Here is a 13,575-nt window from a genome sequence, read left to right as displayed (position 1 = left end):
TCTCCTCATCCAACCACTTCAGAGTGTGCTCCCGGCCAGGTCACGGCTCGGTTCGGATCGTATGTCGTCGATAAATCGGCGGGCGTCGGCCTCGCACCGGATCCTGAGAACAGGCAGGGGCCGGAAGTCCGAGGTGTCCACACAGCATGTGGGGCAGCCCGCTACAATGAGTATGGCTTCCAGCCCTTCCGCGTCCGGGGAGAGCAGGGTGACCAGTCCGCGGAGCTCTCGCTCCATGGCCTTGACCTGCTCGACCCGGTCGTAGCGGGGGGCACACCCCCCGCAATACTTTAGGCCGATACGCCTCGGGCCGGGTGGGGGGCCCTTCAGGGCCCCCGTATCCGACTTACTCATCGTCCTTTGTGATGCCGCACAGGCGCTTGGCAACTTTTTGCTTCTGCTTGAGATTCACCTGGCGGGAGATCATGATGCGCTGGGCCTGGGGAGAGCCGGCGCCGTGCATGGACTCGGTGAGGTAGCCCACGGCCGCGGTGCCCAGGGTGAGGTTTTCGATGAGGCGCAGCATGCGCATTCGGTCTTCGGTGTCCACTTCGTCGTTGCCCTTGAAGTACTTTTTCACCCATTTGCCTACTTCCGGAGAGCGGTAATCGTCTTCAGAGGGCAGGGTCACCATAAGGCCCCCTGCGATGTCCTGGGCCAGCCGGGAGATCTCGTAGGGGAAGCGGGTGACGTTCTGCTTGCAGACGTTGGCAAGGAGGGTGTTGACCAGGTAGGTGCCGGATTTTTCTTTGTGGCCTTCCGCCGCACAGGCAACGGAGCCGCAGAAAAGGGTTTCGTTGAGATGGTTCATCTCGATGATCTTGTCCTTGACGTGGGAGGCCTTCTGGGCGCCGTTGAACTCGGCGATGGTCTGGGTAGCCCCGATGAGGACGTCGCCCACGCCCGCCTTGCAGGCATAGCTCTGGCGGTGGTAGGAGGCGAACTGCTCCACGAGCTGACCGGCAAAATCCCACTCTTTGTACATGAAGATACGATCCCAGGGCACAAAGACGTCGTCAAAGACCACCAGGGCTTCATGGCCGCCGAACAGGACGTTGCCTCGGTCGATGTTGCCCTCTTCGAGCTTGCGGGTGTCGCAGGACTGACGGCCCATGATGTAGGTGATCCCCTCGGCGTCGCTGGGCAGGGCAAAGCTGATGGCGTAGTCCTTGTCCTCTTCGCGCATGGAGATGGTGGGCATGATGATGATCTCATGGGAGTTCACCGCACCGGTCTGGTGAGCCTTGGCGCCCCGGACCACGATGCCGTCTTCCCGCTCTTCCACCACGTGGAGGAACATGTCGGGGTCTGCCTGCTTGTGGGGGGGCAGGCCTCGGTCACCCTTGGGGTCGGTCATGGCGCCGTCGCAGACCAGGTCATTCTCCTGGACAAATTCCAGATAAGCAAGAAAGCGCTTGTTGTATTCGGTGCCGTACTTGGCGTCGATATCAAAGGTGGTCATGGACAGGGCATTCATGGCGTCCATGCCCACGCAGCGCTGGAAGCAGCATCCGGTCAAAGAGCCCAAAAGGCGGCACATCTTGGTCTTTTTAACAAGGTCCTCGGTGCTCTGGTGGATGTGGGTGAAACGGTTGATTTTTTTGCCGGTGATGTGGCTGGTGGCCGTCATCAGGTCTTCGTACTCGGGTTTGTGGGCACAGTCATAAGTGGCGGCCACGGCGTTCATGGAGGGGCGAATGATGGGATCGTCCACGACATTTTCTACTTTTTTACCGAACTGGTAGACGTTCAGATTGAGTTCTCTCAAACTTGCTTCGTATTCCGCTGCGGTTTTCATATCGCTTACTCCTTGTTCTAACTTCATGGATGGAACGTCCCGACATCAGGGCGTTAACAAGAGATTGAATGGGGTGAAAGCCGGCCATCCAAAATGACTGGTGATAGATATTCCAAGAAGCATGCCAGGAAGTTATTTTTTAGCCTGAATTTACTTGATTTGTTCTGATTATCTATAATAATAGGCCGTTACACAGAGTGCTCCGCGGGCCGGACCATGACCGACCCTTCGACAGCCCACCAGGATGAGAGATGCACAGCAGCATCGCTTTCGCGGGTCCGGGGTCAGAAATTGCATGCAAACAAGGGGTTGGGCGGGAGATGCATGGATGCATTGTGATGCGCTGGCGCATCACAATGCCATGACTCTAATTTTGAGTGAGTGGAAAAGTCTGTATTGCTCTGAATTTGTGCGGAAATCGGTGATTTATAGAGCTCCGAATATGGTGCATAAATGCACCCTACAGGGTGTGGAGACGCGGACTTATGATGAAAATTGGGGGCATCGGGGCCCGTAGGGTGCGTCCCACGCACCGAGACGAAAGCCATCGGTACCTTGGAGGGATACGCAGCATGGCAGCCATCACATCAGTGCTGCAGACTTTTTCCGTGAATAGGGAGTGTCTGGCATTTCGAACATGGTTCATAAATGCACCCTACAGGGTGTGGAGACGCGGACTTATGATGAAAATTGGGGGCATCGGAGCCCGTAGGGTGCGGCTCCCGCACCGATTTACTTAACGCAAACCACCGGCTTTGGGTTTAACCACCTGCCAATCGGCATGTCCTCATGAAATCGGCTAATTCAGAGGCATGAATCGCCTGCGGTGCGCACGGCGCACCCTACAACACCCCGTGGCACCAACAAAAAAACCACCGATCAACACCACGTAGGGTGCGTCCCACGCACCGAGACGAAAGCCGTCGGTGTCCTGGGCAGATACGCAGCATGATGACCACCGGTGCTGGGGATTTTTATGGGGAGGTTGGACGGGGATGGAACGACTGGGCGCGATACGTTTTTAAGGAGGGGGTTTACAGGCACAAAAAACCGGAAACCGTCTTGACTGACCCTGAGATCTCTTTTTTTGTTCTATCACCTATCACCTATCACCTATCACCTATCACCTATCACCTGTTTTCCCTGCTTTATCGCCGCCACCCCCATGGCAAGGGTGGTAATGAGGAAAAGGGCCAGGGACACCAGGGTGACCATGAGGTGGGAGGAGGGCGGTTGCTGACTTAAGGTGGCGGCGGTGCCCGCAGAAAAGAGGACCATCAAAATGGAGACCACGGCGCATCCGATGGCGCCGCTTTTTTTGTCGGACAGGGCCAGGGTGAAGGAGAGGAGCAGCAGGGTGATCTTCATGAGGGAGAGGCCCTTGAGCACGAAGATGCCGTAGCCCAGGTCCAGGGCCCATGCCGCCGTAAGGGTGGCAAGGGCGATTTTTCGGGTGGGGGAAAGCGTCAGGCGGTGCAGGCTGTTCATGGCAAAACTCCCTTTTGTATGTGATTAACCTGGATATTTCACGGGTCAAGTGCACCCAATATTCAAGGCATCAGAGCTGCAGATGTAGTGTTTTACCTCAAAGCTCTGATAACGCAGAAGATAGGTGCATTCGGCTCGCCCGAAGGGTGAGGAAATCAAACAGCAAACGCTGATTTACATTTTCAAAATAGCAGACATTTTTATTGAACCCATTTGAAATCATATTATTTTTCTTTTGAATGGTTGTTTTCTCATGAAAGATCCGGGTTAAGCGGTGTAGCGCTTGAGGAGATAGGCGGTAATGGAGTCCACCATCTCCTTGGAGATGGTCTCTTTACGGCCCGACTCAATGAAAGAGGGCAGACGGTTTGCCTCCACCATCATGATGCCGTCCACGGCCTTGGTCCGGCTGGGGTGAGCTTCATGGGGAACAATGACGGGCATGGGCATGATCTCCTGGCTCCAGCCTTTGCGGATGACGATGTTCAGGAGGTGGCAGATACGCCATGTGCTGGTGCAGAGGCTGATCAGAGAGGTCTGGCCTGCGTGGAGGATTTTTTCCTTTACGTGGAGCTCGCCCTCTTTGCGGACGCGGCCCAGGACAAAGATGCCCCAGGGGGAAATGACGAGGTGGTCGATGCGGAAGAGCTCCAGGGTGAGGTTGTTGAAGACGTAACAGCGGTCGGAAAGGGCCTCCAGATGGGTGATGACCTTTTCTTCCCGGGCCACAGCTTCCCCGAACCGGTCCTTTTTGAAGAGCATGGTCAGGGCAAGGGGGTTGGAGCGAAAGGAGACAAAGCCGATGATGGCGGCGCAAACTACCGTGATGGCGGCAATGGGGCCCGCCTCGGCCACGGGGTCCTCGGAGAAGGCGAACATCATCCCTGCCAGGACCACGGTGACGGTGCCCATGAGAAAAAGGTGGCGCGTGACGGTCTGCTTGAGCCCTTCAACGGGGTTGCCTTGAATGTATGCCATGGCGTGAACTCCTTCTGGGGTGTGATGCCGCCCCGCCGCAAAGGGGCGGGGCGGCGTCGTGTCGGTTTACATCGCGTTAGGCGACGTTGCCCACGTGTTCCTCGATCTCTTTGTTGATTTTTTCAGGGGAATCTCCGGGGAAGACAGGCTCTTCCTGGATGTAGGCCTTGCGTTTGTCTCCGCCCAAGTAGATGAGGGCGCACATGACGATGGCAGCCCCCAGGCCCCAGGCAGCCCCGCGGGTGGCCACGATGGCGCCGGTGACCCCTGCAATGCCCAGGTCGTTGTAAGACCGGGATTTCAGGACCCCGATGCGGACACTTACATAACCCTGGATCAGCATGGTGGAGGCCAGGCCGATGCCCAGGATGGGCTTCACAGCCGAGACAATGGGGGCCAGGAAGTAGCCGGTCCAGGTGCCGAAACGGAAGGAGGCTGCGCCGCCGCTGATGGAGTCCATGGCTTCCGGCCCGTGCTTGTATCGTTCGCACAGGACCACCTGCATGGCCGCCCACAGGGGCCCGCACATGGAGATGTCCGGGCCGATGACGCTCATGATGGTGTTACGCACGCCGAAGATGATGTGGGATCGGTTGGGGTTGTAGTCGATGTCCTCATCGGGGCGGTACTTCTGGGCGTCGTCGAGAAGGGCCTGGCTCTGAATTACGTCGCCGAAGATAACGAGGTAGGCGCTGACCACCATGGGGATACTGGAGATAAACATGTGGCCCGAGGGCATGGGGATGTTGCCGAGGATGGTGAAATCCCTGAAAAGGGTCGCAAAATCAGGGGAGGTGATGATCTCTCCGGTGAAGGTGGGCCAGGAGAGCTCACCGGTGAGGGGCCCCACAAACACGGCCAGGGCCAGGGTGGGCATCATGCCGAGGTTGGCAAGATAGAAGAAGAATTTGTTTTTGGTTCGAAGGCTCTTGAAGTGTTCTGAAAACAGGAGGTAGAAGGCAAGACCCACGCAGATGACAACGGTCCAAGGGAAGTTGTCAAAGCTTTTCAGGCCGTTGCCGGGCTTAAAGACGATCATGACGGCTGCAAATCCCGCCCCCAGCACGATGCCGGACTGCATGGCGTTGGGGATGATGGAGACAAATTTCTTGGCCAGCCCCGAGACCCCCAGGATTACACAGAAAATCCCGAACATCATCTCAAAGGCGATGAGACACTGCATGCGCTCCACCCCAGGGGCGTAAGTCTCCACATAGGCGATGAGAAGGGGGATGGCCGGGGTGACCCAGCCAGGCACCACCGGGTCGCCGAAGGTGACGTGGGCAAGGTAAAGGGTGCCGTTCATGATAACGATGGCCAGGGCCACCTCAAAGGACATGCCCAGTTTGCCGGTGAGGACGGGAATAATGGCCAGACAGACGGTGCACATCAACAGGCCCTGAAGGTAATCCGGCCATTCGAAACGGTAGTGAATAAAGGGCAGCCTGAGCGTTAGGGGCCCCATGGGGATCCCGGACTGCTTGCCACCGTGCTCGCGGTATTTACTCATGCTTCATTCTCCTTCCAACATCTGACGTTCAGTGCTCCGGGCAACGGCAAGCAATGTGTTCCCTGCAATCCGCTCGGCCTGACTGTGTATGTGATTCACACAGACTGTGACCCGACGAGGAATCCTCCTGCCGAAGACCGATCATGACCGGCTTTCGAAGGTGGTATTTCGCAAGGAGCATGCCAAGCCGCAGGAATGACTTACTCCGGTGGTAAAAAGGGCCGGTCTCTGCCCGGAGGACCTTCAGGGTGTCCAATGTTTACGGGGCTTACGGCCATCACGTCACAGGAGAGATGTTTGACGGGCAACAGGTGCGGACGAAGGAAAGACGCGGTACACCGGCGATGCACGGTGGCATCTCCGGTGGCAAGATCATGGAGGGCGAAATCAGATAACATGCTAAAATACTTCTTTAAACAGTCTGTGGTGGTCGGGTGATGCTGTGGGGCATCGCAAAAATGCAGCCATGCATCAGTTCTGGTCAGGGGCGTAAGCCGTACCGGGACGCCTTGCGCACCACGGTTGACTGGTTGATGCCCAGGGCTTCGGCCGCCTTTCGAGTGGTGCCGTGGGTTTTGAGGGCCTCCTGAATGGCACGGGCCTCCACCTCTTCAAGGAGTTCCTTCAAGGGTTTCCCCGTCAACGAGGGGAGCCCTCCGTTTCCATCCGGGTTTCGGATGGAGTCCGGGATGTCCGCTGCACAGATCAGCTCCCCCGGGGTGATCACCACCAGGCGTTCGATGACGTTCTCAAGCTCCCGCACGTTGCCGGGCCATGGGTGGGCCGTGAGGATGTCCACGGCTTCTCGGTCGATCTGCTTGGCAAACTCGAAGCGCTTGTTGTACTTGGCCAGGAAATGCCGGATCAGGGGCACAATGGCCTCAGAGCGTTCCCGCAACGGGGGGATGTGGATGGGGACCACGTTGAGCCGGAAGAAGAGGTCTTTGCGGAAGGTCTTTTCCTGGACCATCTTTTCCAGGTCCCGGTTGGTGGCGGCGATGATGCGCACGTTGACGGTGATGGGGCGGGTGTCCCCGATGCGGGTGATCTCCTTTTCCTGGATGACCCGAAGGAGCTTGCTCTGAAGCGGAAGGGACATCTCTCCCACCTCGTCCATGAAGATGGAGCCGTTGTCCGCGGCTTCGAAAAGGCCTGCCTTGCCCTTTTTGGAGGCCCCGGTAAAGGAGCCGGGGGTGTAGCCGAAGAGCTCGGCTTCCAAAAGGGCTTCGGGGATGGAGGCGCAGTTGATCTTGATAAAGGGCTTTCCCTTGCGCTTGCCGTTTTCGTGGACCATCTCGGCCACCATCTCTTTGCCCACCCCGGATTCTCCCTGGATGAGCACCGTGGAGTCCACCTGGGCGATGCGCATGGCAAGGGCCTTGATCTCCAGCAGCCTTTTGGAGCGGATCACGTACTGGCCATCCCCCTTCTCCTGGCGCAGACTGTTGATCTCCACCTCGTAATGGGAACGCAGGGTCTGCATGGAGCAGAGCTCATGCTGGAGGCGGTTGAGCTGGGTGACGTCCCGCACGTTGGTCACCACCCGCGCGATCTGACCCTCTTTGTCCAGCACCGGGGTGCCGGTAACCATGATGGTCTTGCCGTTTTTGACCTCCTGGAACACCGACTCGGGCTGCCTGCTCTTCAGGACCTTTAAGGTGACAGATTCGCTGTAGTACCCTTTATTGACGAGCTCTGTCATGGATTTGCCCATGATCTCGGAACGCTTGATACCGGTGAGACGCTCGTAAGCGCGGTTGAGCCGGGTCACCGTGCCGGTGCCGTCGGTGACGAAGATCCCGTCGAAGGAGGACTCGATGATGGCCTGGAGCTCTTCGTTGGTGTCGCTGGAGTGCCTGAGCTCATTGCCCAGGGCTTCGATGCCCGTGATATCCTGAAGAAGGGCCATGGCCCCCACAACGTTGCCGTCGTTGACGATGGGGGTGCGGTTGGCAAGGTAGGTCTTTCCGGCGATGCGGATTTTTTTGGCGGCTTCGGTCTTGCCGGTGGCCACGATGTGGGTCAGCCGGGTTTCCGGGATGATGGAGGCAATGGGGGTGCCGATGACCTCGTCCCGGGACAGTCCCACCACCTTGGTGAACGTCTGGTTGCACAGCACCACGCGGCTGCGGCTGTCCACTCCCACCACGGGGTTGTGGATGGAGTCCATGAGCACGATGATCTGTGCCGAGATATTCTGCATGAGGTTCTGAAAAAATGATGCGCCAGCATCGCCTCGGGCCACGGGGTTGGTCTGCTTGGTCATACAACCTCTCTCCACCTGCAACAAACCGGGATCTCATTCGAAACGGGGTGCCCGGGGCCGCATCATCCTTGATGGACTGACCGTCATCGCACCAGACTCGAACCAGCTCGGGGCTTGATTCACCTGGATCATCTGTTCGCGAGGCAGGACATCGTCGTCCTGTCGGCAAAATTGGAAATCCATGGGATGCCATGGGTGTGCCTGGAAAACAGTATGTGTTGTAACAGGCAAAAGATGACGGGATCAATCCTTTTCTGACAGCGGGAAAACAAGGAATGAGTCGCCTTGTTTCGGGTTTCATTTTCGGTTGCTTTCAGCTATCACTGAAATCCGGCCGATGGTCGGGCTGAGAAAAAATACGTGTCCTTCCGGCCTCCGGGGCCATGGACCCAAGATACTTTGCACAGGAAATAATCATGCCTCGAATCAAGCTTGCGCTGAAAGAAGAGTACCCGTTTACCTGCGAGATCCAGGTGCGGGTGGGAGACCTGAACTACGGCGGTCATGTGGGAAATTCAGAAATGGTGGGGATCCTCCACGACGCCCGCGTGGCCTTGTTTCGGTCCATGGGGGTCCACGAAGGGGACCTGGGGGACGGCAAGACCGGCATCGTCATGGACGATTTGGTGGTGAATTTCAGGGCCGAGGCCTTTCTGGGGGACAACCTCACCGTGGGGTGCGCCTTTGGTGAGGTGGGAGAGGCAGGGTTTCGGATCCACTATCATGTGACATGCAGCGGCAAAACCGTTGCTGTTGCGGAGACAGGGCTCGTTGCCTTCAACTACGCAGCGCGTCGCATTGCGTTTCTGCCCGCGGAGTTCAAGGCGAAGGCCCTTGATTTTGGGTACGGCAACTAACCCTGTCTCTGCGAGGTTATTGGTCTGCGTGGGCGCCCTGGCCCGACAGATCGCTCTGCACGGTTTTGTTCCAGGGGGTGACCACAAAGAGGCGCCGATCCCCGGAGAACTCTTTTCGGCAGTGCCCCCGAAGCACGCCGATTCCCTTTTCAAAGGCTTTGAAATCCAGATGAGAGACGGCTTTCAACGCACCGAGGCCGTCGGGGACCATGAGGGGCTCTGAGGTACTCTGAAGGGAGCGGGCGAGCATGGCCGTCACCTCCAGGGAACCCTTTTCGGATCGGGTCTCAAGAAACCGGTTCCAGACCGGCAGGCCGCTTGTGACAAGTCCGTTGACGAGCCGGGAAAAGTCCGCCTCAGACAGGGAGCCTGTGTGGCGTGCGTAGCTTGCGTTGAGGGCAATGCCCACGGACAGGGCGTGCCCGTGGGGGAGTTTGTACCCGGAGCGGGTCTCCAGCCAGTGGGCGACACGGCACCCCAGGCTCGACCCTTCGTCCAGGGTGGGTTCGCTGGATGCACGGGCCCGGTCCAGGTGGAGGGTGGCGGTTTTGTGGACCACTTTTTCCACGGTCTCCAGATCGTTCTGACGCAGCTTTCGCGCCTTCTTCACCAGAAATAAGAAAAATTCGGTATCGGCGGACAGGGCCATCTTGAACGCTTCGGCCATGCCGCTGATGTGGTGCTCGAAGGGGAGCGTCCTGAGCAGCGAAAAATCGATGAACACGGCGTAGGGAGGGGCGGTGATCCCGGAAAAATTCTTGATCCCGCGGGTGTTCATATAACGCATGGTTCCGATGCCGGCCGCACACTGGGAGAGGGTGGAGGTGGGGACATTGATGGTTTTGATGCCGCCCCGGCATTGGGCCAGGGCCGTACCGGCCGCGTCCAGAAACGCGCCGCCCCCCACCACGAACACCAGGCTCTCCTGGGTCAGGCCGTGGGCATGGGCGATGGTGGCGGTCTCCTCCACCATGCGCTGGCTGTTTTTAACGGACTCGCCGCCGCACATGATAAAGGGCGCGTGGCAGAGTTCAAAGAAAGGGTGCTCTTTTTGAAAGTGGCGGATGATCTGCTTAACCAGATTCCGGTTGCGGGCCACCACACCCGAGTCCACGAGAATGGCGCATCGAAGGGGGGCATCGTGCCCCATCTTGGTCAGGGTCCGGCGAATGGTCTGGTTGGTGCCGGTAAACAGGTTGTTCGTAAAGCAGACGGGGTAGCTGTGGTGGGTGTGGAATTCCTGGGTATAGGTGGGAAAGACCTGAAAGCGAGTGCGATTCATCAAAACCTCCCCTGAAAGGGTTGTCGTGACTGAGTGTTGGGATCCAAAATCCATGGTTGGAAATGACGATGAGAATCAGGAATAACAGTGCTGTCCAAGGTTTATCAACGGCGTGGGTAGCCGATATGACAGCAAAAAATTAACAAAACCATAGCATATTCATTTTATGATGACAATTTGAGAATGTCGCCTTTTCAAGGGGCATTGGCAGCATGGAATCGCGGCGGTTCGTCTCCGACGATATCGCGCCTACCGGATTCGCAACTACCTGTCGTAACAGGGCAATATTCGGAATACCCATTGACACCCCACATCGGTTTTTCCATAATATAAAGAAAAAGCCGGGGCTGTTTCGTCGGATGCCCTCCGTCCCCTTCGTTTTTCCCTTCCTCCTTCCCAATGTTTTTTCAGCCTTTTTCCTAAACGCTTCGGTGGTTTGATCAACCCTCTGCCAACCCATCAGCGAGGACCCGCCATGCTGACCAAAGAGTATAAAGCCTTTTTACGCGCCATGAAGCAGGTGATCCCGCCGGAGCGAATTACCACGGATCCCCTTTACACCCTGGCCTACGGCACGGACGCCAGTTTTTATCGCATGGTGCCGAAGATCGTCATCACCGTGGAAGAGGAGCGGGAGGTGGTGTGGCTCCTCCGGGAAGCCGGGGCGCGAAACCTGCCGGTGACCTTCCGTGCCGCCGGAACAAGCCTTTCGGGCCAGGCCGTCACCGATTCCATCCTCGTCAGGCTGGGCCACACCTGGCAGGGGTGCGCGATTTTTGACAACGCAGAAAAAATAAGGCTCCAACCCGGGGTCATCGGAAGCTGGGCCAACAGCAGGCTGGGGCAGTTCGGCCGGAAGATCGGCCCGGACCCCGCCTCCATCGACACCGCCCAGATCGGGGGGATCGTCGCCAACAACGCCAGCGGCATGTGCTGCGGGGTTTCGGAGAACAGCTACAAAACCATCGCGGATATCCGGGCGGTGTTTTACGACGGCACGGTCCTCGATACCGAAGACGATGCCAGCCGAAGCCGCTTTGCAGAGGAGCACCCGAACATGCTCAAAGGGATCTGCGACCTGCGTGATGCCGTCAAAGCCAACCCCGAGCTTGCCGACAGGATCCGCCGGAAGTTCAAGATCAAGAACACCACAGGCTACAGCCTCAACGCCCTGGTGGACTTTGATGATCCTTTTGACATCATCAAGCACCTGCTGGTGGGGTCGGAAGGGACCCTGGGGTTTATCTCGTCGGTGACCTATCACACCGTGGTGGAGCATCCCCACAAAGCCTCGGCCCTTCTTTTGTTTCCCGACATCAAGACCGCCTGCAACGCCACCATGATTTTGAAAAAACAGCCCGTGGCCGCCGTGGAGCTCATGGACCGGGCCGCCTTAAAGTCGGTGGAGGACAAAGAGGGCATGCCCGAAGCCATCAAAGGGCTGGCCGACGGCGTCACCGCCCTGCTGGTGGAGACCCGGGCCGAAACCCGGGAGGCCCTTGCCGCCCAGGTGGAAACCGTCACGGCCTCCCTGGCCGATCTCACCCAGGTGGTTCCCACGGTGTTTACCCCGGACCCGGAGGAGTTCACGCGTCTCTGGGCCATTCGGAAAGGGCTCTTCCCGGCTGTGGGGGCGGTGCGGGAAACCGGCACCACGGTGATCATCGAAGACGTGGCCTTTCCCATGGACTCCCTGGCCTCGGCAACCATGGAACTTCAGGCCCTCTTTAAAAAATACCGCTACGACGAAGCCATCATCTTCGGCCACGCCCTGGAAGGGAACCTTCACTTCGTGTTTACCCAGGCCTTTGAAGAACAGGAGGAAATCAACCGCTACCGGGATTTCATGGACGAGGTGGCCGGCATGGTGGTGACCACCTATGATGGCTCCCTCAAGGCCGAGCACGGCACCGGCCGCAACATGGCGCCGTATGTGGAGATGGAGTGGGGCAGGGAAGCATATGCCCTCATGAAGGAGATCAAGGCCCTGTTCGATCCCGAGGGGATCCTCAACCCCGGGGTGATCCTGAACGACGATCCCCAGGCCCATATCACCCACCTCAAACCCATGCCCGCTGCCGACGAGATCGTGGACAAGTGCATCGAGTGCGGGTTCTGCGAGCCTGTCTGCCCCTCCAGAAACCTGACCTTTACCCCCAGGCATCGCATCACCGCCTGGAGGGAGGCAAAGCGTCTTGAAAACAGTTCCGGTGCCCGGAAGTGGAAGAGGGGATATCAGTACCCTGGCCTTGAGACCTGTGCGGCAGATGGCCTGTGCGCCCAGCGGTGCCCCGTGGGGATCAACACCGGGACCTTCACCAAAAAACAGCGGGCCGAGGCCACCGGGAAAATGGGCAACCACACCGCCTCTTTTCTGGCCGACCACTACAACGGGACCACCCGCACAGTGCGGGCAGGGCTCAAAGGGGCGCACATGGTGCATAAGCTTGCCGGGGACGGCATCATGGAGGCCGTGGCCATGCATGCCCGCCGCCTCTCCCTCAAGACGCTTCCCATGTGGAACCGTGCCCTCCCCGACGCAGCAAAGAAAATGAGAAAGCTCAAAGGAAAATCATCGAATCCCCTGAAGGTTGTCTACTTTCCTTCATGCATCAGTCGAAGCTTTGGCGCCTCTCTTCAGATGGAAGATAAGCGTCCACTGGGGGACGTGACCCTCTCCGTCCTTGAAAAGGCGGGCTACGACGTGATCATCCCCGAGGGACTCAACACACTCTGTTGCGGCCTTCCCTTTGCCAGCAAGGGGTATACCCGCCAGGCCGATAAAAAGGCCGCTGAGCTTGAAAAGGCCCTGATGGCGGCGAGCCGGGACGGTGAATACCCCATCCTTGCAGACACCAGCCCCTGCCTTTACCACATGAAAGAGACCCTTTCCGAATCCCTTGCCCTCTATGAGCCCGTGGGGTTCATCCTGGAGTTCCTGAAAAAGCGCCTCATCTTCAACCAAAGCGACGACAAGATCGCCGTCCACGCCACCTGCACCACCCTCAAGCTGGGCCTGGAGGGAAAGCTCAAAGAGCTGGCCGAACTCTGTGCCGCACGGGTGGTGGTGCCGGAAGACATCAACTGCTGCGGTTTTGCCGGAGACCGGGGATTCAACGTCCCTGAGCTGAACGAAGCGGCCCTGGACGGCCTGAAGGATAAGGTGGCAGGCTGCCGGGAAGGATTTTCCACCAGCCGTACCTGCGAGATCGGCCTCTCCCTCCACGGCGGCATCACCTATTCATCCATTCTCTACCTGGTGGATCGGTGCACGGAGCGTATCGTGAGGACGGGGGAGATGTAGGGGAAAGAGGATAGAGGGGAATAAGGTCATAGGTTATGGGGCATAGGGTATGGGGGCAGGGCCGCCGGAGGCAAAAATCTAAATGCGTTAAC

9 protein-coding genes are annotated in these 13,575 nt (G+C 58.1%); 2 read left to right on the top strand and 7 right to left on the bottom strand.

Annotated features, from left to right (window positions below; genetic code table 11):
• Positions 1-18: 18 nt before the first annotated feature.
• The 6 genes from ACOYW0_RS24955 to ACOYW0_RS24930 form a co-directional block, all read right to left on the bottom strand.
• Complete coding sequence (locus ACOYW0_RS24955) at positions 19-354, bottom strand: hypothetical protein (RefSeq protein WP_482416411.1); 336 nt, start codon at positions 352-354, stop codon at positions 19-21.
• On the bottom strand, positions 347-1,798 hold the full coding sequence (locus ACOYW0_RS24950) for a 4-hydroxyphenylacetate 3-hydroxylase family protein (protein WP_180145078.1): 1,452 nt from the start codon (positions 1,796-1,798) through the stop codon (positions 347-349). Before ACOYW0_RS24950 ends, ACOYW0_RS24955 begins: the two co-directional genes overlap by 8 nt.
• 1,116 nt (positions 1,799-2,914) lie before the next feature.
• A complete protein-coding gene (locus tag ACOYW0_RS24945) occupies positions 2,915-3,286 on the bottom strand; it encodes a hypothetical protein (protein WP_482416410.1) in 372 nt (123 codons plus the stop codon).
• A 267-nt stretch (positions 3,287-3,553) separates the two neighbouring features.
• Positions 3,554-4,264: a nuclease-related domain-containing protein gene (locus tag ACOYW0_RS24940; RefSeq protein WP_482416409.1), complete on the bottom strand. Its 711-nt coding sequence runs from the start codon at positions 4,262-4,264 to the stop codon at positions 3,554-3,556.
• A 76-nt stretch (positions 4,265-4,340) separates the two neighbouring features.
• Positions 4,341-5,774, bottom strand: coding sequence for a hypothetical protein (locus ACOYW0_RS24935; protein WP_180145087.1), 1,434 nt, complete (start codon positions 5,772-5,774; stop codon positions 4,341-4,343).
• A gap of 481 nt (positions 5,775-6,255) precedes the next feature.
• Positions 6,256-8,040 carry a sigma-54 interaction domain-containing protein gene (locus ACOYW0_RS24930; RefSeq protein ID WP_482416408.1) on the bottom strand — a complete coding sequence of 595 codons (1,785 nt, stop codon included), beginning with the start codon at positions 8,038-8,040 and terminating at the stop codon, positions 6,256-6,258.
• A 416-nt stretch (positions 8,041-8,456) separates the two neighbouring features.
• Between ACOYW0_RS24930 and ACOYW0_RS24925 the strand changes: the two genes are divergently transcribed.
• Complete coding sequence (locus tag ACOYW0_RS24925) at positions 8,457-8,897, top strand: acyl-CoA thioesterase (protein WP_482416407.1); 441 nt, start codon at positions 8,457-8,459, stop codon at positions 8,895-8,897.
• Between the two features lie 16 nt (positions 8,898-8,913).
• On the opposite strand, the gene ACOYW0_RS24920 is transcribed toward ACOYW0_RS24925, so the two are convergent.
• Positions 8,914-10,179, bottom strand: a complete 1,266-nt coding sequence (locus ACOYW0_RS24920) for a 3-dehydroquinate synthase family protein (protein ID WP_482416406.1) — start codon at positions 10,177-10,179, stop codon at positions 8,914-8,916.
• 475 nt (positions 10,180-10,654) lie between these two features.
• On the opposite strand from ACOYW0_RS24920, the gene ACOYW0_RS24915 reads away from it, so the two are divergent.
• Positions 10,655-13,483, top strand: a complete 2,829-nt coding sequence (locus tag ACOYW0_RS24915; RefSeq protein ID WP_482416405.1) for an FAD-binding and (Fe-S)-binding domain-containing protein — start codon at positions 10,655-10,657, stop codon at positions 13,481-13,483.
• The last annotated feature ends 92 nt before the right edge of the window (positions 13,484-13,575 follow it).

This window comes from Desulfoluna sp. HI9BLuna (genome assembly GCF_056829775.1).
Note: the sequence above shows the minus strand (reverse complement) of the source record. Positions and strands in the feature narration are given on the sequence as shown.

Bases quoted from the DNA above. Each gene is read 5' to 3' on its own strand.
- ACOYW0_RS24955 (WP_482416411.1), bottom strand. From the start codon at position 354: ATGAGTAAGTCGGATACGGGGGCCCTGAAGGGCCCCCCACCCGGCCCG.
- ACOYW0_RS24935 (WP_180145087.1), bottom strand. From the start codon at position 5,774: ATGAGTAAATACCGCGAGCACGGTGGCAAGCAGTCCGGGATCCCCATG.
- ACOYW0_RS24950 (WP_180145078.1), bottom strand. From the start codon at position 1,798: ATGAAAACCGCAGCGGAATACGAAGCAAGTTTGAGAGAACTCAATCTG.
- ACOYW0_RS24930 (WP_482416408.1), bottom strand. From the start codon at position 8,040: ATGACCAAGCAGACCAACCCCGTGGCCCGAGGCGATGCTGGCGCATCA.
- ACOYW0_RS24945 (WP_482416410.1), bottom strand. From the start codon at position 3,286: ATGAACAGCCTGCACCGCCTGACGCTTTCCCCCACCCGAAAAATCGCC.
- ACOYW0_RS24940 (WP_482416409.1), bottom strand. From the start codon at position 4,264: ATGGCATACATTCAAGGCAACCCCGTTGAAGGGCTCAAGCAGACCGTC.
- ACOYW0_RS24925 (WP_482416407.1), top strand. From the start codon at position 8,457: ATGCCTCGAATCAAGCTTGCGCTGAAAGAAGAGTACCCGTTTACCTGC.
- ACOYW0_RS24915 (WP_482416405.1), top strand. From the start codon at position 10,655: ATGCTGACCAAAGAGTATAAAGCCTTTTTACGCGCCATGAAGCAGGTG.
- ACOYW0_RS24920 (WP_482416406.1), bottom strand. From the start codon at position 10,179: ATGAATCGCACTCGCTTTCAGGTCTTTCCCACCTATACCCAGGAATTC.